Below are 19,567 nucleotides of genomic sequence, written 5' to 3'. Positions count from 1 at the left end.
GCCGTCAGTCATCGGGGTGCCACTCCAGGACCTCCTCGAAGCGGCGGACGACGAGACAGGACTTCAGCCTGACCCGCACGACGGCAGACGAGGCGGAACCGGCAAAAGCCTCGAGGTAGGGATGCCGGGCGACATAGCCACGACGCAGGCGCGCCTCCTCTTCGCCGGCGACCTCCTGCGCCTCGCCGAGAGCGGTTACCGCGACCGCGTCACGGGTATCCGTGCCAACGTTCTCGCGGTTGTCGATGAACAGGGCGACGCGCGGATTGGCGCGCAGGTTGGCGTACTTGTGCGTGCTCCGTTCGGTGATCAGGGTGAAGTCGCGCAAATCGTCGCTGGCGGCAAAGGCCATCAGGCTGGTATAGGGCTGACCACCGCTGTCGGTCGCCAGGACCGCATAGCGCTGGCTGGCGAGCACGCGCCGCAGCACTTCCCGAACGCTTTCCGGCTGGCTCATCCCGCTGCTCACCCCATCTCCCTACGCTCACCGGCCGGCACGCACGACACGCTGCCGGCCGCGAGCAATATAGCAGAGCAGGTGCAGCGCCGGAAGCGGTGGCAGCGGATTGACCGCGGCGGCGACGGCCGCGATACTGGTCGCCGTTCCCTGTCGACTGCCCCTTCCTGCCGCCCATGCCGCATCATCCTGTCGCAGTCGCCGGTCGACGCCGTCGCGCTGCCTGCTTCATCGCCGCTGTCCTGCCGGTCGCCGGCGCCTGCCACGCCGAGACTCTGATCTGTCACGTCAGCTACGGTGGCGAGACGCGCAGCCTGCGGACCGGGCCGGCCGCCTCACCCTACACGGTGCCGGTGCAGGCGATCGGCTCGTACTTCCTCTTCCGCATGGTCTGGCAGAAGGAACCTGCCGATCTCGCCGCGATCAAGGTCTATGTCTTCGCCGACCTCGACGGTGGCGCCGCGCCGATCCAGCAGATCACCCATCCCTACCCGCCGCCGGTGCCAGCGCGCCCGGGCTACGGATTCACCGGCCTGAACAGCGTCTACGAACCGGTACGGGACGGCGAACTCCAGTACTGGTGCGAGTTGTCGGCGGCAGCCGGGCGAGTTCCATGAGCGGCAGGCGCCACCTGCGCTGGCTGCTCATCGCGTTCTGCTGCGCGCTCGGCCCGGCACTCGCCGGCGAACCGCTGCGGCTGCTGTTCGTCGGCGACATCATGCTCGACGACGGACCCGGCCGGCTGGTCGCCGCCGGCGGCGATCCACTGGCGCCCTTTGCCGCGATGCTGCACCATGCCGACTACCGCATCGGCAACCTCGAGTGCCCGATCGCGACCAGCGGCACACCGCTGGCGAACAAGATCGCCACCTTCCGCGCCCACCCGCGCGTCCTGCCGGTGCTGGCGGGACGCTTCGACGCGCTCGCGGTCGCCAACAACCATTCCGGCGACTACGGGCGCGAAGCCTTCGTCGAGACCCTCGATCTCCTGGCGGGTCAACAAATCGCCGCCTTCGGCGGCGGCCGCAACCTCGAGCAGGCCCACCAGCCGCTGTGGATCGAGCGCCGTGGCCTGCGCATCGCCGTCCTCGCCTACAACGAGTTCAAGCCGCGTTCCTTCGAGGCCGGAGCCGACTGGCCGGGAATCGCCTGGAGCGAGGACAGCCATGTCGTCGCCGACATCCGCGCCGCACGCGCCGCCGGTGCCGATCTCGTCATCCCCTTCATGCACTGGGGCTGGGAACGCGAACCGCAGGCCAGTGCGCGGCAGCGGCAACTGGCGCGCCTGATGATCGACGCCGGCGCCGACCTGGTCGTCGGCGGCCATGCGCACGTCACGCAGGGGGTCGAATACTACCGCGGCCGGCTGATCGTCTACAGCCTCGGCAACTTCGTCTTCGACGGCTTCGACTATGCGGCGGCGAGGAGCGGCTGGGTGTTGCGCCTGACGCTCGACGGCAGCGGCCTGCTGGCCTGGGATACGGTGACCGCACGCCTCGACGACGACGGCACGCCGCAGCCGCTGGCCGGCAGCAGCGCACCCTGCGGTCGCCGCGGCGACCCGCTCATCGGCGACTGCCGCTGGCCCTGACGACTGCGGCGGGCGGCGCCTCGTCGGCTGCAGCGATGGTCGCGGCGGCGTCATCACGCGACCGCGCCTGTTCCTGCCAGACCTCGAAAAGCTCGCGTTCCTCGAAACGTACGTGCGCCTGCAAGAGCTCGGCAAAAGCCAGCACAAGCCCGCGCTGCGGACTGCCGAGAGCCGCCGCCGACTGTCGCAGCAGGCGATGCTCGGCGAGTGTCCGGCTGACGAGCCCGGAATGACCGGCCGCCGCCAGCAGCGGCAGCAGATCGCTCTCCTCGCATAGGAAGTGCGTCTCCAGTTCGCCGGCCATCGTCGCGCGCAGCCGCGCCGCCATCGCCGTGACCTCTTCGTCCGAACCCGAAACGGCCGCGCGCTTGGCGGCGAGGGCAAGCGCGAGCGCGTGCTGGTGCTCGCGCGACAGGTGGATCAGTGCCAGGGAGCGTTTCATCGCCAGATCATGCGGCGACGGCACACGGCCGTCCTTGACATCGCTCAAGCCGGCGGCAGCCAGCGCTGTGCCGCTGCCGGCCGGCGGCGGCTGTCGCCGTTTCAGACGCGCAGCCAGCCGCCGACGAGCAGCAGCACGAGCCACAGCAACAGGCTGCGCCGCACCAGCGTCAGCGCCCGCGGAATGTCGGCAGCGCTCGCCGGCCGGCCCTCGCCAAGCGGCGGTCGCTGCTGCCGCTGGCCGTCGTAGGTCGCTTCGCCGCCAAGCGCGAGGCCCAGGCTGCCAGCGCCGGCGGCCATCACCGGGCCGGCGTTCGGGCTCTTCCAGACGGCGCCCTGCCGCCACCAGCAGCGCAGCGCAGTGCGCGTATCGCCGACGAGCGCGTAGGAGAGTGCCGTCAGGCGGGCGGGGACGAGGTTCAGCAGGTCGTCGATGCGCGCCGCGACGCAGCCGAAGGCGGCGAAACGCTGGTTGCGGTAACCCCACATCGCATCGAGGGTGTTGCCGAGCCGAAAGAGGATCGCGCCGGCACCACCCAGCAGGACGAACCAGAACAGCGCACCGAAGATGGCGTCGTTGCCGTTCTCTAGCGTCGATTCGATGCAGGCGCTGGCGACGGCTTCGGCATCGAGGTCTGCCGTCTGCCGCGACACCATCCAGCCGACGTGCTCGCGCGCCGCGCCGAGATCGCCAGCCGCGAGATCGTCGGCGACGCGTCGTGCATGCTCATCGAGGCTGCGCGCACCGAGAGCCAGGTAGAGCAGCAGCGCGTCGACGATCGCGCCCGGCAGGCCGCCGGGGATCGCCCACAGCGCCAGCCCGGCAAACGGCAGGACGAGCAGCGCCCACGCCAGCAGACCCCGCAGCTGACGTCCGCGGCCCGCATTCAGCACCTGCTCGCAGGCGTTCGCCAGCTTGCCGAACGCGACCAGTGGGTGTCCGCGTCGCGGCTCGCCGAAGAGATGGTCGAGCGCCACGCCGGCGACCGCCGCCAGCGGCAGGAGCAGCGCGGTCAAGCTGTCGGCAGCGAAGAACCAGGGTGAAGACACGGCAGACGGGCGGAAGGCGGTGGCGGCGAAGCCGGGATTCTACGCTGAACGCCGCACCGCCCGCCGGCCCATGAACGACGGTCGCTGCACCGTGGCGACCGGCCGACGGCACGCACCTGCAAGTTGCACCGGCAGATGGGCCACCGACGTCGGCGAGCCGCGCCCCCCGTTCCCGGCCTTCATCGCTATACTGCTGGCGACGGCATCTCCGGCCGACGCGCCACCACTCTCACGAAAGGACAACCCATGCGCCATGCGATCCTCGTGGTTCTCGTCTGCCTCGGCAGCTCGCTGGCCTCGGCGGCGGTGATCAACGTCGAGTTCAAGTTCACCCCCTTCGTCGGCGACCCACAGAAGAACGAACAGGTGACGACCGTCGCCGGCAAGGCGCGGCTGTACATCAACAACATCTTTTTCGCCGAGCAGGAGGTGCGCAAGGGCAGCGTGCCGGTGCTCTTCGAGGCGCGCGAGATCGCCCCCGCGGTGTGGCTGCCCGTGGCTTCCGCCGGACCGGCGGTGCGCAAGGGCCGCAATACGCTGCGCATCGATTTCGAGCCAGCCGATGCCCAGGCCAGCTACCGCGCGCAGTTGCGCTGGGCCGAGGTCAACGATCAGGTGACCGAAGAGCGCAGCGGCGGACAGTTCAAGTCGACCAACCAGAGCGGCGAGGGCGTCGAAGAAAAGGCCGCCACCGGCAGGCTGCGGATCGAGCGCCAGTTCGATGCGCCCTTCGCCAGCGAACATCCATGGCATCGCGCCGCGGCGGTGACTTCGCTCAGCGACGCCGACCGGCAGGAACTCGCGAAGCTGGTCAAGGCTCGCGCCGACAGCTTCAAACCGAACTTCGACGGCATCTACGCGGCGTTGCAGGGCAACCCGCAGATCCGGGTCGACGACATCAGGAAGATGAAGTGTCTCGACAAGGCCTGGGCGGCAGGCGTGCGCATCGATGCACCAGCTGCCGACCAGCTCGAAGCGACACTGACCGGCAACGCCGAGGTGGTGCTGCGCCGGACGAACGGCGACCTCTTCCGTCCCGCCGATGCGGCAAGGTTCGAGAAGATCAAGGGCGAGGACGCCCGCGCCTGCGCCGGCTTTGCGCTGTTTGCCGCCTTCCCGCCGCGCCTGGTCGTCGTGCGCAATCCCGGCGGCGCCTGGGAGGTGGTCTACTAGGCTTCCCGCCACCGGCGGCGGGTGGCGTCAGTCCCCGCCACAACCACCGCCGCCGCAGCCGTCACCCGACGACGAGTCGCCATCGCCCGAACTGCCGGTGCAGCCGCCGCCACAGCCGATGTGACCGGCGCAGTAGGCACTCGTGGTGCCGGCCTGCGCAGCCGCGAGACAGTCGAGCTGGTAGGTGAAGCCGCCAACGATGCCGAGCATGGCGTCGAGGGCGAAGAGCAGTGGCAGCGACTGCGGTGCGCGCGGGTCGATGCCGTCGCGCCGGCAGGCCAGCCGCCAGGCGCGCTTGATTCCCTCCTGCGCCTCGGTCGGCGAGCGCATCGCCTCGGCCGGCGTGTGGTGCAGGAAGCGCCCGAGCCCACGCTGACAGAACTGCTGGTACTGGCGGGTGAACAGGATGAACTCATGCCAGGCGTCATCGACCGCCTGCGAAGGCATCGCCACCAGCCGTTTCTTCGCCTGGTGGCAGAGCTGGAAGTAGTCACGCAGCGCCTCGAAGACCAGGGTCCGCTGCGCCGCGCCGAGTTCCGGCCGGCGCGCTGCCAGGCGCGCATCGAGGAACTTCGCGTACGGGTAGTTCTCGATGAAGTCGGCGCGGTGACGGTGCAGGGCGCGCCGCCACCAGAGGATCGTCGCAACGATCAGGCCGACGGTAAGCGTCCAGCGGGCCCACCTAGCAATCCAGTGCCAGTTGCCGCACTCTCTCGAGGTTTTCATGGGAGAGCGGGATGGGCAAGGCTGGAGAAGTGGCAGCGTACTGGCAAGGGCATGTAGAGGGTTGGCGAGCGAGTGGCGGCAGCCAGAAGGCCTATTGTGCGCGGAACGGGCTGAAGGCTGGATCGCTGAGTTACTGGCACCGGCGTTTGGCGAAGGAGAGCGGAACGGTCGTTGCCGCCGTGCCAGTAACTCTCGTTCCCGCGACGATAGCGCCCGTTGCACCCCATTCGGGGCCAAGCCTGTCCCTGCGCATGCCTGGCGGCTGGCGACTCGAATTTGCGGCGCTGCCGGCAGCCGACTGGCTGCGTACGCTGTGCGGAGAGCGCCGATGACGGTTCCGCGCGGGCCCACGCCCACGCCCGAGCGCATCTGGCTGGCAGTCGAAGCGGTGGATATGCGCTCGGGTATCGATGGCCTGTCGGCCCGCATCCAGGCCAGCCTCGGGCGCACACCGTGTGACGGTACCGCCTATGCCTTCACCAACCGGCGCCGGAACCGGCTCAAGCTCCTGGTCTGGGACGGCACCGGCGTCTGGCTGTCGCAACGCCGGTTGCACCGAGGCGCCTTCGTTTGGCCCAGCGCCAGCGACCCCGTTCTTGCCCTTTCGGCAGCGCAATGGCGCTGGCTCGTCGCCGGCGTCGACTGGCAGCGCCGCGACGCCCCGGCACCCGCTCACTGGCGAGTCTAGAGCGCTGAAGTTCCTGGAAAACTGATGCCAAATCAGTGGTTTCCAGATTCATGGTGCGCATTTTCATGGTATCATCCAGCATGGATTTGGCCAGCGAACTTGCCCCTTTCTCTCCCTCTTCGGAGCTGCTGTCCTGGGTCGAGAAGCGGGTCAATGGCCTGCTGGAGCAGCTCGATACCCGCGCCACAGAGATTCACTGGCGCGATGCCAAGATCGAGAAGCTGACCCTCGAACTGGCCTATTTGCGGCGGATGAAGTTCGGCGTCAAGAGCGAGTCCTTGGCCGCTGGCGAACGGGACCTCTTCGACGAAACCCTCGCTGCCGACCTGGCCGCCTGCGAAGCCCGCCTGGCCGAACGGCGCCAGGCGGCCGAAATGGGGCCGCATCAGCTGCCCGCCGAGAAACCGAAACGCGACCGCGCCGGCCGTCAGCCCCTGCCCGAGGAACTGCCGCGTGTCGAGCACCTGCACGAGCCGGAAACCTGCACCTGTGGGCAATGTGGTCAGGCCCTGGTGCGGATCGGCGAGGACGTGACCGAGAAGCTCAGCATCGTCCCTGCCGAGTTCTTCGTCGAGCGCCACATCTATCCCAAGTACGCCTGCCGGCCCTGCGAAACCCTCACCGCCGCACCGGCCATGGCTTCGGTCATCGACGGCGGTCTGGCGACACCGGCCTTGCTGGCCTGGGTGATGGTCAGCAAGTACGCCGATCATCTGCCCCTCTACCGTCTCGAACGGCAGGCCGCCCGCTCGGGGGTGACCCTGTCGCGTTCGACGCTGGCCGACTGGGTCGGCCGCATCGGCGTCGCCCTGGAACCGCTCTGGCTGCGTCTCGCCGAACTGCTGCGCCAGGGGACGGTGCTGCATGCCGATGAAACCCCGGTGCAGCAACTCGATCCGGGCAATGGCAAGACCAAGCGGGCCTATCTCTGGGCTTATCGCAGCAATGCCTTGGCCAGCGATCCGCCGATCGTCGTCTTCGACTACCAGCCCGGCCGGGGTGGGAAGTATGTGGCGGAGTTCCTCGCGGACTGGCAAGGTGCGCTGATGGTCGATGAGTTCGCCGGCTACCAGGCGCTGTTTCGTGGCGAGGTGATCGAACTCGCCTGTCTGGCCCATGCCCGGCGGAAGTTCTTCGACCTCCATCAGGCGAATGGCAGTCCCCTTGCCGCGGAGGCCCTGCGCCGCATCGGCGAGTTGTATGCCATCGAGGACGCGGCGAAAGGGAAGGCGGTCGAGGAACGCGCCCGACGACGAAAGGAAACCAGTCAGCCGCTGCTCGAAGCCCTGCACCTGTGGCTCCAGAATACTCGCCGATCGGTGGCCGACGGCGGTGCCTTGGCCAAGGCGATCGACTACAGTCTGCGGCGCTGGCCGGCTTTGGCCCGGTACGCCACGAACGGTTTCTACCCGATCGACAACAACCCGGTCGAGAATGCCATTCGCCCGATCGCCATCGGGAAGAAGAACTGGCTCTTCGCCGGATCCGAAGCGGCAGGCCAACGCGCCGCGGCGATTCAATCGCTGCTCGAAACCGCCCGCCTGAACGGCATCGAACCCATGGCCTGGCTGACCGACACCCTGGACAAACTCCCCTCCTGGCCGAACAGCCGCATCGACGAGTTGCTGCCGCTCAAAAAGCCAGTGTGATCCTGCGCGCCCAGGGGTGGGTGCGCTGAACGCTTACGGCCGACGAACAGCAGGCCGACGAGCAGCTTCATCCCGCTTCCTCCACGGCCCGGATCAGACGGCGCTGAAGCACAGGTACTTGATCTCGAGATACTCGTCGATGCCGTGCCGCGATCCCTCGCGGCCGATCCCCGACTGCTTGACGCCGCCGAACGGTGCCACTTCGTTCGAGATCAGCCCGGTGTTGATGCCGACCATGCCGTACTCGAGCGCTTCGCCGACCCGCAGGCAGCGCGCGACATCGCGCGAGTAGAAGTAGGCGGCGAGACCGGACTCGGTGTCGTTGGCCATCGCCACCGCCTGCGCCTCATCGCTGAAGCGGAAGACCGGCGCCACCGGACCGAAGGTCTCTTCGCTGGCGACACGCATCGCCGGCGTCACGTCGGCCAGCACCGCCGGTTCGAAGAAGGTGCCGCCGCGCGCATGCCGGCGGCCGCCGGTGACCAGCCGCGCACCGTGTGCGAGCGCATCGGCGACATGTTCCTCGACCTTGGCGAGCGCGGCGGCATCGATCAGTGGTCCCTGCGTGACGCCTTCCTCGCTGCCTGCCCCGCCGGCAAGCCGTCTCATCGCTTCCGACCGTGCGCACCCCGGCATGCGACTCTATGGTACGGGCCTTGCCGACATGGTGCCCAACGACCCGCCACAGCCGACGTGGCGGTACACGAACTAGGCGGCCAGCCGCGAGCACCGACATGGTCGGTGCGAGCATCAACGTCAAGGCTTCGAACAGGAGCCTGAAGCGACTCCCCTCACGTGCCCACGGCACGGGAATCTGCGTCACCTTCCAGCAGCCCGAGCACGTTACGCGCGGCACTTCGACGTGCAGCTACGCCTCTTACTGGAACAAGTCGAAATGTCGCCAAGAGCGCGCCAGTCGATCATGGAAAGGTTGCGCCGCCGCTGCACAGCCCGGGCAGACATGGCGGATGCCGCCAAACGTCACTTGCAAGTCAATCCGCCAGCCCTACCGGTTGAAGTCGGCCCGCTTGACCTGCCACGGAGCCCCCGGCCAGCGCTTGGGTGAAGAGCATCTCGATCATGCCCGATCCCCACACAAGCAAACAGCCGCTATTGTGGCTCTCGCGGAGTGACCCGTAGCGGCTTTCTTCACTTCAATGATTTATTCCTTGCCTTCTATCACTAAACGCAAACGCGAATTCCGCTGACGATCGTATGGAAAGACAGGATGTTTAATGTCCGCATCGGTTAGTCTATTCAAAACAGCATCTCGGCTAAGGCCAACGTCACGCCCCAGAACAATGCCGAGTACGTACGTAAGCGTATCGATAAACCAACTGCGGGGAATTTTTACATGGTGGAGTTGATCTATTCGCGCCTGCGCTTGGCTTTGCTCAGTCCACAGCCGCTCAAGTTCAGCCGTCTTGGCTATGCCAAAGCCCCCAGGCGCACATAACCTAATCTGTAGCTCATTGCACCATGCTTGCTGAAGAATCCGGGCACTAATGTATTGCAGAAAATTACCATCGACATCTTTGCCAGTTTTATTGATGATCTCTTGAGCACTTTGTCGCAACTGACTCATGCCGGAAAGAAATACTGCTATAGAGAGTTCCGAAACACCTTTCTGGGAACTCTCATCACGGCCGTCCTCAGTTGATCTCAGCATGCCCAAGAGATACCTAGTCGTTTCAATCGCCAGAGACTCAGAGTGGGCGCGCAACTGATGTACTTGCACATCAAGATCAGAAATTGCTCCACCAAGATGCGCATTACTCGCAAGTTCAACAAACGCATTCAGATGGCGTGTGGCTCTATCCAAAGCAGAGAACAAGGATTCAAAAGAATCGCCGTGAGCGTGCCTTTCGCACACAGCCGCGAGAAACTCAGCCTCCCGGCCGTCAATGTCCGGCACATTCTGGCTATTCGGTTTCGGAAGTTTGTCCCGGATTGCCAGAGCAAACTTGGAGAGCCGGAGCGCCGTCCGCCAATCGCCTGCCCAGATCATTGCTCGGGCCTGCAATAAGTGGAGGGTATAGCGATGATCGCCGGCTTCCGCAAGCAATCGCGTCCGCTCCCTATTGTTCGTCACCAGACGGCAAAATTCCTGCGGGCTCTTGAGTTGAATTTCCTGCGCCCATGGGTGCTTATCAAGGCGCAGCATAGGTGCCCCGCGCGTAAACACATCAGGTGCCAATGATCCGATCCGTATATCCGCTGCTTCGCTCAACATCTCAGAGCCAGTCTCAGCCAGCTTCAAAACGAGCGGATTGCCGGCAGCGCGCTCTTCTGCCATCCCAACTCGAGAGAAAACGAATGCAACGCGGCGCAGATGGGTACTGTGCGCTCGATTAATTTTTTGAACCCGCTCCAGCACGCTGGCACGCAGGAACTTCCCCCATACCTCCCCAAACTCCTGCTCTGCATGCTTGACAGTCGTCGGAGAGTCCGCAGTCACCAGCATCTCCAATGCGCTGCTCAGCCGGCCACTGCTGTCGCTATCCAAGCTTGGCCGCAACTCTCCTGATAAATGCAAATGGCATTCATCGAGAAAATCGAATGGATGAAGCAGATAATCGCTCGCCTTTACCTTTGCAGCGTCACCGGGTTCATTTTCTTCGTCGGCGGCACGGACAGCCAGAAAAATGCGCTCAGACGAGGTAACCAGCACCAGTCGTTCATGAGGCTGCGTGTAATAATCAAGATTCAGGCGTTCCCAAAAAGCCAGTGCTACTGCATCAACGCGCAAGCTGACCAGAGACTGATCGGTGGCCATGCCGCCTGCCTTGATCCAAGCGTACTGAGCAATCTTGAGGTGTCTTTCCCATTTATCGCGACATTCTGTCAGCAGAGAAAAGAACTGCCGCTTCTCCCCCTCCGAAAGGTACGCTCGATCAATCACTTCCTTGGGAAATGGCCGCAGCACGTCCTTGACCTTGAGGTATTTCAGCCTGTCCCACTCCACGGCTGCTGTTCCGATACCGAGCCAACCCCTCATCTGATCGGGCACTGCGGCAATGAGTTGCTCGACCGTCGGTATCTTGCTTCCGGCTACCGCAACGTTGTAGAAATCGTTCCGGAAGCGCATCATCTGTGCCGCAATAGGCCCGGCCTCGCCATGAGCGTTCAACTCCGTTGTGAGGCGAGAGTGGATGCCCCCAGCCAGCGAGGCCCAAAGTTCGGTGTGGTGACCGGGCAATGCAAATACCCTTCCATTCCCTGTCTTGGCGGCATCAAACAGCACATAGCCGCTTACCCGCTCTGCAAGACTAAGTTCTTGGTCCTTTACAGAAAATCCATTCTGGTCATGCAAGAGTCCTCGAACAATGTCGGCATGTTTCGATAGGGGGCTAACAAACCCCATAACGACATTGTTATCTACCGCAAAGTGCAGACTCCCACCAAACCTACTGCGAAGGTCCGACAACCTCTTCTGGCCATCCAACAATCGCTTGGCAGAACTGGCCATACCCGATCTGATCTTGTCATTCATGGGCATTATCCTACGGCATTCAATAGGCGAAGCTCGAAATCGCTAGCTTCGCGCATTGCAGCATGAATGAATGCGCTTTGATGTGGAGCTTTAGCAATCGCCTCTCGTAGCTGAGGGATGCTGTAAATTGCGTCACTGTCGAGATACACCGCCGCCGCCTCAACTCGCTTTAGCTGATCTGGACTTAACACCCCTTCAATTACTCTTAGACTGGCCACGAAGGCATCTGAGACAGCCTCAACTGCGTCTATCGAGTCGCCACACCGAGCCAAACTGTGACCATATCGCTCGACTACATCCAATACAAGATCGCGCTGCTGGTTCACGTCTGCTTGTGAATATAGCTCAATCAAACGTGCCATGAGATATGGCAAATGCAGCGCAGAATTGGATTCGCAACTGACTGCAACCAAGCGTTCTACAAAACACCTGCCCGCTTTACCCAGGTTTGCTGCCATATCGGCCAGCCCGGTAATCACGGGAACAGGACTAGACACTATGGTTTGGACACGCATTACAAGGTCATCAAAAACCTCCGTACAACCGAAAATCGAACCAACCCTGAATGATAAACGCATTGCCGAAATACTCGGTTCCTTGAAAAAATCCCAGGAGCAAACTACTCTGGAAACCGCCTTACGCACCATGGTTGCCTCGATATCGGATCGAGCCGCGGCTCTTTCGCGCAGGCTTTCCATCAGGAACAGGACGTTCTCCTCGTCAAAAGCATAGGCATAGAATGGATCGAAAGGTAGCCTCTGCGAGCCATCTCTGCTGACGTCCGGTCTGGTAATACGGAGCAATCCGCTACGCAACCACTCCTCTATTGCCGCCGACCTACTCGGCCTATCAGCGGGCAATCCATCCCACCATTCCGAATACAGAGCCTCGTCACGCATATTTACTCACTCAAGAAAACTCAAAATTCCCTCGACCACGTCGTCCCTTGACCGCAGGTCTCTTAACCGATCAGCAAAGACCTCGGTCCCGTCTGCCACATTACGCAGCCCCCAACGATTGATATCCAGATAACCGAGCACTACGAGATCCAGAATATCTGTAGCCACAACAACGCCAGGTGTAAGCCTGACCGTTTCCCTGCACCCATGGTCCAGTCGCACTTGGTTGTGAAACACCTGAAGGTCCGCCGCTCGCCCCCAAATCGGATCTGACCGAGCAATGGTATCCGTCCAGGCGACAAAACGGGGATTATGATCGGAAAAGACAAAAGAAGGCTTTACATACTCGGGCGCAAAGGTTGGACTTAGCCGGACTTCTACTACATACCGCTCTGCTGGAGATTGTGTCGAAAGATTTCGCGAGAAATGCACCAACCCTAATTTATCCACGGCTACCGCTGCAGCTTCGTCATCGACACAAGCTTTCAATACATCCGCCAGCCCATGTGATGTAGCAACCCAGAACCACCGCTTGTGGTGAATTCGGGCCCCTGTAGCCAATGATCGAGTTTTCAGCGGCATCATTGCTCGTGAGATGCGATCCAGCTGACGTTGCCGCATCGCTGGGGTTACATGGTGACACAACGGGATCGGAGTACCCGAAACCGGATCTGGCAGATCATAGATCCCCAACAGATATCTCATTAGGGTAGCTAAGCTCTTGATGTTCGAAGTTGGCCCTATTCCTGAGGGAAGCGTCTTGAACGGACTGTTTGACATGACGGCAGACCAGAGGTGGTTCGGTATTGCTGTTGTAAGCAATTCTGACTCGGTGAGTTGCAATGCATGCTCTGTGCTTATTGGCCCAGACCGACTGCGAGCATCCGCCTCGCCGACTAAACCACACCACGTATTAAGTACAATAACCGCAAGCGCCTTGTCGACAATTTTAGCCGACAATGATCGCAGCAAATTCGCGACAACCGTCTCCCCCTCTGGAATCGTATTGAATCTCGACAACAGATTCCGAATCTCCGTTTTTTCACCAGGTGTTAACATTGCGCACAAACTCTCTTACTGCCAGACTATGGCATTGAAATCCATCAATCGAACCTCACCCCGAACAACCCGCCATCTTCCGTCGCATCCGTCAGCCGCACAGGCAGCACATACTCGCCGAGATCAAACCCCGCTTCGGTTTCCTTGAACGCATCGTCCTCGTTCATCGTCACGAGGTACTGAAATTCCAACTCGTTCGCCGTCTGTGCGGCTACGCGCAGGGCACGGATCACCTGCCGGCCGTCGACGCCATCGAACAGGTGACTATCGTGGACCAGGAAGCCGGGGCCTATGCCGCGCTGGCGGCATAGGCGCATCAGCATCATGTCGAAGCAAAATATTTGCATGTTCTTGATGCCCTTGCTGCGCGATCCTTGCATCGGAAACTTGAATGCCGGGCCGTTCGCTGTCGCCTCGACTTGCATGCTGCCCGCGGATTCGTAGAGCAGCGAGGACGTTTCCTCAAAAGCGCGAATCGCATCGTCGATCCGGCCCGACTGCTCGGTGAAGTCGCGCCGCAAGCGCAGCGTCAAGAGATCACGTTCCACTTTGAGTTCGGTTTTGGTACTTTCTAGTTTCTCGGCGGCGGCGAAGCGTTGCCGCAGCGTTTCGACGACGGCCGCCTGCTGGCTCGTTTGCGCTTGCAGGCGCTGGAACTGGTCGAGCGCGCCATGGCTTTGGAGAATGCCCATAATCTGGGCGCGACGGCCGTCCAAGCGGCGCTTGTTGCCGTCGCGTGCCTCAATGCGCGCACGGGCGGCAGCGAGTTCGCTCTGGAGGTAGCTCTGGCGATTACGGATCACCGATTCGTGAAACGCGCGCACGTCTTCGTAACGCTGCTTGACAAGCCCGGGCGGCAGGTTCACACCGGCATCACGATAGACCTGTTCGAGGTCGCCAAGGCCGGGCGGCACTTCCGTCTGGAACGTGGCTTCAATGTCTTGGATGGTGCCGAGGTCGAGGGTGTTCTGGTTGGCCAGCATGTTGAGGTCGCGGGTGAGTTGCGACGCTTCCTGCTCCAACTCGGCGTATTCGTCGAGCACCTTGAAGGCGGCGAGGTTGTCCTGCACGGTCTTGAGCTTGCGCTCGGCCAGCACGAGTTGGGTCCGCAGGTCGGCGGCCTTGCCGATGACGCTTCCGAAAACGCCGGCACTGGCCGTCTTGCTCAGGACTTGCCGTACCTTGTCGCGTTCCCTGACGAGTTGCCAGTCGCCGGCGATGGGCCAGTCGAGGCCCAGCAGGTACATGAGCGCCATCTGCTGAGCGCCCAGTTGCTGCATTGTGGCCTGTTTTTCTGGCGCGCTGAAGGCGCCGGAATGCTGGCGGCGCACGAAGTACGCAAACAGAGCCCGGTAGCTGGGAGCATGGTCTCCCATGGGGTCAAGGCTGAACCAGGCCTTGCCGAGTCGATGCGTCCATTCCGTGTTGGTCAGAGTGCGTTGCTTCCCTGAGGGCGGTTCGCTGACGTTCACGTTTGTCTTGTTGGCTCCGCGGCGCTCGACCTTCATCGCCCGCCCGCCGATGTCGCAGATCATGCCGAAGCGATGTTCTCGCAGGGCCGCGACCTGAAATAGGGAATCCTTGTTGCTGTCGGCTCCGAGCAGGAAGTGGATTAGTTCGACGACACTGGTCTTGCCGGCTCGGTTGCGGGTTTGCTTTTGCGTTGCGCCGTCGCTCTTCTCTGCAAGCAGCACATTGAGCCCGGGCTGTAAGTGCAGGGTTTTGAATGTGGGCAGATCGCTGTAGAGGGTGTGAATCATGCTTCTTGGTCCATAACGCCAACCCTAAGGACCAGGATACCGTCGCGCAACTGGATGGCATCGAGAACATACAGCAAATCGAGAGCAAGCACGAACCAGTCGAAGCCAAGTGCGGCCGGCGCCCCTTTTTGCACTTCCTGCCATAGTGCGGACACAGTCTTTGGCCGCTCAAGGCCAGCGAGCAGCATCGCGCCGACGGTCAGCAAAGCACGCTCCTGCGGCAGGTGCTTGGAGGGCAGGATCATGACGCTGCCGCTCCCCGGGGAGGCGGTTCCTCGAAGATGTCGCAACTATCGAATAGCCAGGCGAGTACTGCGGTGATCGCCAATTTTTCGATGGGCTTTTTCGTGATATTGCCTCCAGCCCAATCGTCGAGTTCGCCCCAGATATCGTGAGGATGAAGCGGCGGTTGTTTGCCGCGAAGTTCGGCATAGCGCGCCTTGAAGGCGGCTGCGACGCGCTCGCCTTCAAGCGGATTGCGGCATGAGGAGAAGTAACTGGCGACCAGCGGCGCTTTCCCCATGCCCATTTTCAGGTAGCTGGCCACCGCTTCCGGCAACAGGTTGAATTCAATCTTGCCGAAGGGCACCGGTCGCGGCGAGGCGTTGGTCGCGAATGGGGAAAGCTTGAGGTGCTCAACCACGGCCTGAATTTCGGCGAAGCCGATCCGGGCTTTGTCTTCGACTGTCGGTGCCGCCCCCATCCACGATTCGAGATCGGCAAGACCCAGCTTGCGAAACTCGATCAGGAGTTCTGGGTAACCCCAAGTCTCGATGTCGACTTGCGGATTCTGCTCCCTAAGATCCGCAAGCGCCTTGATGACATCCGGCGGTAGCCGTTGGTCGTGCGCGTTGTGCACGAATATCCAGCGTTTGAAGTAATTCTGCCAGTGCTCCTTGGCTCCGGAGAAATCTTCTTCGATCTTCTTCACGGTTGCAGCCGCCGCAATCTCGTTAGGTCCATACACTTGAAACAGTGTGTGCGCGGAAGACAGGTAACCGTCGTTCTTCCGATCTCCTTGCCGCCCCCACGGTCGGCAGGCCATGAAGTCGCCGGGATAACGCCGGCCCATGAGTTCCTCAAACAATTGCTGGAGTCCTTCGCCCCTGGCCCTGAGGAACCGGACCTCGAATTGCAACTGGTAGTGTTGTTGCTGAACTCTATCCACGAGTACACCGGAAAAGGGGGGGAAGGATAAATGTTATAAATTTGAGCCTCTTGCAAAACTCGCTATCCAGCCGAATTTTTCCGTGCAAGGGGTTGGCAATGGGGGTGGCCGGCAGCCACTTCTGGCATGATGGCAGGGTGGAAACCCTGATCACGCCTGCCATACGGAACGATAACACAGCTTGCCGGACGATGGACCGGTGGAATGTGGTGCAGCATGAACTGATCCCGGAACTTGAGGCGCGCTGGGGCGCGCTGACGCCGAAGCTGGAGCGGGTGATCCACATTCTCGAGTGGGTGCGGATCGAGGAGTTCACGGCGGTGTCGTGGTGTGGTGTCGGGCGTCCGCCGTTTGAGCGGGCGTGGCTGGCGAACGCCTTTGTCGCCAAGGCGGTGCTGGGCTTGACGACGACGGTGGGGCTGCTCGATCGCCTGATGAATGACCGTTCCTTGCGCCGCATCTGTGGTTTCCCGCTGTACCGGACCTTGCCTTCCGAGGCCACCTTCGCGCGCCTTCGACGAGTTTGCCGCAGGGAGCCTGGGCCAACGAGTCCATGAAGCCCTGATCAAGGAGCATCTGGGCGATCAACTGATCGGGCATCTGAGCCGCGATGGGACAGCCATCGAGGCCCGCGAACGCCCCGCCGGGAAAGGCAAAGGCGCAGAAAAAGGGGGCACCAAGGCACAGCCCACCCTGTTGGCGACCGAAGAGAGCCCTGCTGCGACGCCGAGCACGCCGGCACCAGCGGCGCCGGCGAGAAAGCGGGGCCGCCCGCGGCGCGGCGAAGCGCGTCCGGCGGCGAAGACCTCGCCGATCGAGCGCCAGCGCAGGCAAAGCTTGGCGCAATGCTCCACGAGCTTCCCACCACGTGCGATCGCGGCACCAAGTGCAATGCGCAGGGCTACAACAACAGTTGGACCGATTACAAGCTGCATCTCGACACCGCCGACTGTGGTGTCCCCATCCCAGCGCTGCTTTCCAGCGCTTCGATGCATGTCAGCCTCGCCGCCATTCCCATCTCACCAACACTGGCTTCGGCCGCGAAAAGACCAGGCAGGAAAATCGACGAAATCCCGCTTTTTCGTTCCGCATTGCATTGTGTAATCTGGCGGTTTTCCCGACGCCAACAAGTCCGACAGGCTGTCAGGCTTCCCGCCACCGGCGGCGGGTGGCGTCAGTCCCCGCCACAACCACCGCCGCCGCAGCCGTCACCCGCCGCGGAGTCGCCGTCGCCCGAACTGCCGCTGCAACCGCCGCCACAGCCGATGTGACCGGCGCAGTAGGCACTCGTGGTGCCGGCCTGCGCAGCCGCGAGACAGTCGAGCTGGTAGGTGAAGCCGCCAACGATGCCGAGCATGGCGTCGAGGGCGAAGAGCAGTGGCAGCGACTGCGGTGCGCGCGGGTCGATGCCGTCGCGCCGGCAGGCCAGCCGCCAGGCGCGCTTGATTCCCTCCTGCGCCTCGGTCGGCGAGCGCATCGCCTCGGCCGGCGTGTGGTGCAGGAAGCGCCCGAGCCCACGCTGACAGAACTGCTGGTACTGGCGGGTGAACAGGATGAACTCATGCCAGGCGTCATCGACCGCCTGCGAAGGCATCGCCACCAGCCGTTTCTTCGCCTGGTGGCAGAGCTGGAAGTAGTCACGCAGCGCCTCGAAGACCAGGGTCCGCTGCGCCGCGCCGAGTTCCGGCCGGCGCGCTGCCAGGCGCGCATCGAGGAACTTCGCGTACGGGTAGTTCTCGATGAAGTCGGCGCGGTGACGGTGCAGGGCGCGCCGCCACCAGAGGATCGTCGCAACGATCAGGCCGACGAACAGCAGGCCGACGAGCAGCTTCATCCCGCTTCCTCCACGGCCCGGATCAGACGGCGCTGAAGCACAGGTACTTGATCTCGAGATACTCGTCGATGCCGTGCCGCGATCCCTCGCGGCCGATCCCCGACTGCTTGACGCCGCCGAACGGTGCCACTTCGTTCGAGATCAGCCCGGTGTTGATGCCGACCATGCCGTACTCGAGCGCTTCGCCGACCCGCAGGCAGCGCGCGACATCGCGCGAGTAGAAGTAGGCGGCGAGACCGGACTCGGTGTCGTTGGCCATCGCCACCGCCTGCGCCTCGTCGCTGAAGCGGAACACCGGCGCCACCGGACCGAAGGTCTCTTCGCTGGCGACACGCATCGCCGGCGTGACGTCGGCCAGCACCGTCGGTTCGAAGAAGGTGCCGCCGCACGCATGCCGGCGGCCGCCGGTGACCAGCCGCGCACCGTGTGCGAGCGCGTCGGCGACATGTTCCTCGACCTTGGCGAGCGCAGCGGCGTCGATCAGCGGTCCCTGCGTGACGCCTTCCTCGCTGCCGGCCCCGACCCGCAGCGAGCGCACGCGTTCGGCGAGCTGTGTGACGAAGCGATCGTACACGGCGTCCTGGACCAGCAGGCGGTTGGCGCAGACACAGGTCTGGCCGGTATTGCGATACTTGGCGATGATCGCCCCGTCGACCGCAGCCGCGACATCGGCGTCATCGAAGACGATGAACGGCGCGTTGCCGCCGAGTTCGAGAGAGATCTTCTTGATCGTCGCCGCGCACTGCGCCATCAGCAGGCGGCCGACCTCGGTCGAGCCGGTGAAGGACAGCTTGCGCACCAGCGGGCTGGCGGTCAATGCACCGCCGATTGCCAGCGGATCGCCGGTCAGTACGTTGAACACGCCCGCGGGCAAACCCGCCTCGTGCGCCAGAACGGCCAGCGCCAGTGCCGTCAGCGGCGTCTGTTCGGCCGGCTTGACGACCACCGTGCAGCCAGCGGCGAGCGCCGGCGCGACCTTGCGCGTGATCATCGCCAGAGGGAAGTTCCACGGCGTGATCGCGGCGCAGACGCCGACCGGCTGGCGGATCGTCAGCAGGCGACGATCGTTCGCCGGAGACGGGATCGATTCGCCGTAGACGCGCTTGCCCTCCTCGGCGAACCATTCGACGAAGGAGGCGCCATAGGCGACTTCGCCTGCCGCCTCGGCGAGTGGCTTGCCACACTCGGCGGTGATCAGTTGCGCCAGATCGCCGCCATGGGCGACGATCAGATCATGCCAGCGGCGCAGGACGGCGGCGCGCTCCTTGGCCGTCTTCCCTCGCCAGGCAGGCAGCGCGGCGGCAGCGGCGGCGATCGCCCGCCCGCTCTCGACGGCGCCCATCAGCGGCACCTCGCCGATGACGAGCGCGCTCGCCGGATCGCTGACCGCCAGCTTGCGGCCGTCATCGGCTGCCTGCCAGCGACCGTCGACGTAGCATTCGTCGCGCAGCAGGCGCGAATCGGCCAGATTCATGGTTCTTCCCTCCAAAATCCCGAAAACTGCAGTCTACCCGGGAGCGTCATCGGGCGCACGCCCTTGACCGTGCGGATGGCGAACTCCGGGTCGGGCTGCTGCAGT

The 19,567-nt window shown here is 63.3% G+C and carries 19 protein-coding genes and 2 pseudogenes; 7 read left to right on the top strand and 14 right to left on the bottom strand.

The features are described 5' to 3' along the window. Positions 1 to 4 precede the first annotated feature (4 nt). Positions 5 to 457 (bottom strand): pyridoxamine 5'-phosphate oxidase family protein, encoded by a 453-nt coding sequence (locus V5B60_RS10030; RefSeq protein WP_332346864.1) that lies wholly within the window; start codon positions 455 to 457, stop codon positions 5 to 7. Positions 458 to 633: 176 nt separating this feature from the next. Here V5B60_RS10030 and V5B60_RS10025 point away from each other — a divergent pair, with 176 nt between their 5' ends. Continuing rightward, on the top strand, positions 634 to 1,074 hold the full coding sequence (locus tag V5B60_RS10025) for a hypothetical protein (RefSeq protein WP_332346863.1): 441 nt from the start codon (positions 634 to 636) through the stop codon (positions 1,072 to 1,074). Further along, a complete protein-coding gene (locus tag V5B60_RS10020; protein ID WP_332346862.1) occupies positions 1,071 to 2,048 on the top strand; it encodes a CapA family protein in 978 nt (325 codons plus the stop codon). The genes V5B60_RS10025 and V5B60_RS10020 overlap by 4 nt, the downstream gene beginning before the upstream one ends. Here the strand turns inward: V5B60_RS10020 and V5B60_RS10015 are convergent. Then, positions 2,023 to 2,490, bottom strand: a complete 468-nt coding sequence (locus V5B60_RS10015) for a hemerythrin domain-containing protein (protein WP_332346861.1) — start codon at positions 2,488 to 2,490, stop codon at positions 2,023 to 2,025. The genes V5B60_RS10020 and V5B60_RS10015 overlap by 26 nt on opposite strands. 101 nt (positions 2,491 to 2,591) lie before the next feature. Further along, positions 2,592 to 3,497, bottom strand: a complete 906-nt coding sequence (gene cbiB / locus V5B60_RS10010; protein WP_434735372.1) for an adenosylcobinamide-phosphate synthase CbiB — start codon at positions 3,495 to 3,497, stop codon at positions 2,592 to 2,594. Between the two features lie 288 nt (positions 3,498 to 3,785). Here cbiB and V5B60_RS10005 point away from each other — a divergent pair, with 288 nt between their 5' ends. Continuing rightward, positions 3,786 to 4,712, top strand: a complete 927-nt coding sequence (locus tag V5B60_RS10005; protein WP_332346859.1) for a hypothetical protein — start codon at positions 3,786 to 3,788, stop codon at positions 4,710 to 4,712. Positions 4,713 to 4,739: 27 nt separating this feature from the next. Here the strand turns inward: V5B60_RS10005 and V5B60_RS10000 are convergent, their stop codons facing one another. Next, entirely contained in the window at positions 4,740 to 5,438 is a 699-nt protein-coding gene (locus tag V5B60_RS10000; RefSeq protein WP_332346858.1) for a glycine-rich domain-containing protein, read from the bottom strand. 11 nt (positions 5,439 to 5,449) lie between these two features. On the opposite strand from V5B60_RS10000, the gene tnpA reads away from it, so the two are divergent. The 3 genes from tnpA (at position 5,450) to tnpC (ending at position 7,775) form a co-directional block, all read left to right on the top strand. After that, positions 5,450 to 5,770 (top strand): IS66 family insertion sequence element accessory protein TnpA, encoded by a 321-nt coding sequence (gene tnpA / locus V5B60_RS22200; protein WP_434735321.1) that lies wholly within the window; start codon positions 5,450 to 5,452, stop codon positions 5,768 to 5,770. After that, positions 5,767 to 6,126 carry an IS66 family insertion sequence element accessory protein TnpB gene (gene tnpB, locus V5B60_RS09995; protein WP_332346857.1) on the top strand — a complete coding sequence of 120 codons (360 nt, stop codon included), beginning with the start codon at positions 5,767 to 5,769 and terminating at the stop codon, positions 6,124 to 6,126. The genes tnpA and tnpB overlap by 4 nt, the downstream gene beginning before the upstream one ends. A gap of 80 nt (positions 6,127 to 6,206) precedes the next feature. Next, positions 6,207 to 7,775 (top strand): IS66 family transposase, encoded by a 1,569-nt coding sequence (gene tnpC / locus V5B60_RS09990; RefSeq protein WP_332346856.1) that lies wholly within the window; start codon positions 6,207 to 6,209, stop codon positions 7,773 to 7,775. A 93-nt stretch (positions 7,776 to 7,868) separates the two neighbouring features. Here tnpC and V5B60_RS09985 read toward each other — a convergent pair. From V5B60_RS09985 to V5B60_RS09955, 8 genes and pseudogenes are all read right to left on the bottom strand, one after another. Further along, positions 7,869 to 8,369, bottom strand: a pseudogene (locus V5B60_RS09985) (aldehyde dehydrogenase family protein); the annotation flags it as partial. A gap of 79 nt (positions 8,370 to 8,448) precedes the next feature. Then, a pseudogene (locus V5B60_RS22195) lies at positions 8,449 to 8,583 on the bottom strand (transposase family protein); the annotation flags it as partial. 354 nt (positions 8,584 to 8,937) lie between these two features. Then, positions 8,938 to 11,268, bottom strand: coding sequence for a hypothetical protein (locus V5B60_RS09980; RefSeq protein ID WP_332346855.1), 2,331 nt, complete (start codon positions 11,266 to 11,268; stop codon positions 8,938 to 8,940). Between the two features lie 5 nt (positions 11,269 to 11,273). Further along, a complete protein-coding gene (locus tag V5B60_RS09975; protein ID WP_332346854.1) occupies positions 11,274 to 11,966 on the bottom strand; it encodes a hypothetical protein in 693 nt (230 codons plus the stop codon). A gap of 207 nt (positions 11,967 to 12,173) precedes the next feature. Next, positions 12,174 to 12,860, bottom strand: a complete 687-nt coding sequence (locus V5B60_RS09970) for a hypothetical protein (protein ID WP_332346853.1) — start codon at positions 12,858 to 12,860, stop codon at positions 12,174 to 12,176. A 410-nt stretch (positions 12,861 to 13,270) separates the two neighbouring features. Continuing rightward, a complete protein-coding gene (locus tag V5B60_RS09965; protein WP_332346852.1) occupies positions 13,271 to 14,986 on the bottom strand; it encodes an ABC-three component system protein in 1,716 nt (571 codons plus the stop codon). Continuing rightward, entirely contained in the window at positions 14,983 to 15,231 is a 249-nt protein-coding gene (locus tag V5B60_RS09960; RefSeq protein WP_332346851.1) for an ABC-three component system middle component 6, read from the bottom strand. Before V5B60_RS09960 ends, V5B60_RS09965 begins: the two co-directional genes overlap by 4 nt. After that, positions 15,228 to 16,073 (bottom strand): ABC-three component system protein, encoded by an 846-nt coding sequence (locus V5B60_RS09955; protein WP_332346850.1) that lies wholly within the window; start codon positions 16,071 to 16,073, stop codon positions 15,228 to 15,230. Before V5B60_RS09955 ends, V5B60_RS09960 begins: the two co-directional genes overlap by 4 nt. 122 nt (positions 16,074 to 16,195) lie before the next feature. Between V5B60_RS09955 and V5B60_RS22190 the strand changes: the two genes are divergently transcribed. Next, entirely contained in the window at positions 16,196 to 16,711 is a 516-nt protein-coding gene (locus V5B60_RS22190) for a transposase (RefSeq protein ID WP_434735320.1), read from the top strand. A 617-nt stretch (positions 16,712 to 17,328) separates the two neighbouring features. Here V5B60_RS22190 and V5B60_RS09945 read toward each other — a convergent pair. Together V5B60_RS09945 and V5B60_RS09940 are read right to left on the bottom strand one after the other, a co-directional pair. Then, a complete protein-coding gene (locus V5B60_RS09945) occupies positions 17,329 to 17,988 on the bottom strand; it encodes a glycine-rich domain-containing protein (protein WP_332346849.1) in 660 nt (219 codons plus the stop codon). A 22-nt stretch (positions 17,989 to 18,010) separates the two neighbouring features. Next, on the bottom strand, positions 18,011 to 19,462 hold the full coding sequence (locus tag V5B60_RS09940; RefSeq protein ID WP_332346848.1) for an NAD-dependent succinate-semialdehyde dehydrogenase: 1,452 nt from the start codon (positions 19,460 to 19,462) through the stop codon (positions 18,011 to 18,013). Positions 19,463 to 19,567 lie beyond the last annotated feature (105 nt).

The organism is Accumulibacter sp. (assembly GCF_036625195.1).
In the GTDB taxonomy this organism is placed as follows: domain Bacteria; phylum Pseudomonadota; class Gammaproteobacteria; order Burkholderiales; family Rhodocyclaceae; genus Accumulibacter.
Note: the sequence above shows the minus strand (reverse complement) of the source record. Positions and strands in the feature narration are given on the sequence as shown.

Bases quoted from the DNA above. Each gene is read 5' to 3' on its own strand.
- V5B60_RS10030 (WP_332346864.1), bottom strand. From the start codon at position 457: ATGAGCCAGCCGGAAAGCGTTCGGGAAGTGCTGCGGCGCGTGCTCGCC.
- V5B60_RS10025 (WP_332346863.1), top strand. From the start codon at position 634: ATGCCGCATCATCCTGTCGCAGTCGCCGGTCGACGCCGTCGCGCTGCC.
- V5B60_RS10020 (WP_332346862.1), top strand. From the start codon at position 1,071: ATGAGCGGCAGGCGCCACCTGCGCTGGCTGCTCATCGCGTTCTGCTGC.
- V5B60_RS10015 (WP_332346861.1), bottom strand. From the start codon at position 2,490: ATGAAACGCTCCCTGGCACTGATCCACCTGTCGCGCGAGCACCAGCAC.
- V5B60_RS10005 (WP_332346859.1), top strand. From the start codon at position 3,786: ATGCGCCATGCGATCCTCGTGGTTCTCGTCTGCCTCGGCAGCTCGCTG.
- V5B60_RS10000 (WP_332346858.1), bottom strand. From the start codon at position 5,438: ATGAAAACCTCGAGAGAGTGCGGCAACTGGCACTGGATTGCTAGGTGG.
- tnpA (WP_434735321.1), top strand. From the start codon at position 5,450: ATGGGCAAGGCTGGAGAAGTGGCAGCGTACTGGCAAGGGCATGTAGAG.
- tnpB (WP_332346857.1), top strand. From the start codon at position 5,767: ATGACGGTTCCGCGCGGGCCCACGCCCACGCCCGAGCGCATCTGGCTG.
- tnpC (WP_332346856.1), top strand. From the start codon at position 6,207: ATGGATTTGGCCAGCGAACTTGCCCCTTTCTCTCCCTCTTCGGAGCTG.
- V5B60_RS09980 (WP_332346855.1), bottom strand. From the start codon at position 11,268: ATGAATGACAAGATCAGATCGGGTATGGCCAGTTCTGCCAAGCGATTG.
- V5B60_RS09975 (WP_332346854.1), bottom strand. From the start codon at position 11,966: ATGGAAAGCCTGCGCGAAAGAGCCGCGGCTCGATCCGATATCGAGGCA.
- V5B60_RS09965 (WP_332346852.1), bottom strand. From the start codon at position 14,986: ATGATTCACACCCTCTACAGCGATCTGCCCACATTCAAAACCCTGCAC.
- V5B60_RS09960 (WP_332346851.1), bottom strand. From the start codon at position 15,231: ATGATCCTGCCCTCCAAGCACCTGCCGCAGGAGCGTGCTTTGCTGACC.
- V5B60_RS09945 (WP_332346849.1), bottom strand. From the start codon at position 17,988: ATGAAGCTGCTCGTCGGCCTGCTGTTCGTCGGCCTGATCGTTGCGACG.
- V5B60_RS09940 (WP_332346848.1), bottom strand. From the start codon at position 19,462: ATGAATCTGGCCGATTCGCGCCTGCTGCGCGACGAATGCTACGTCGAC.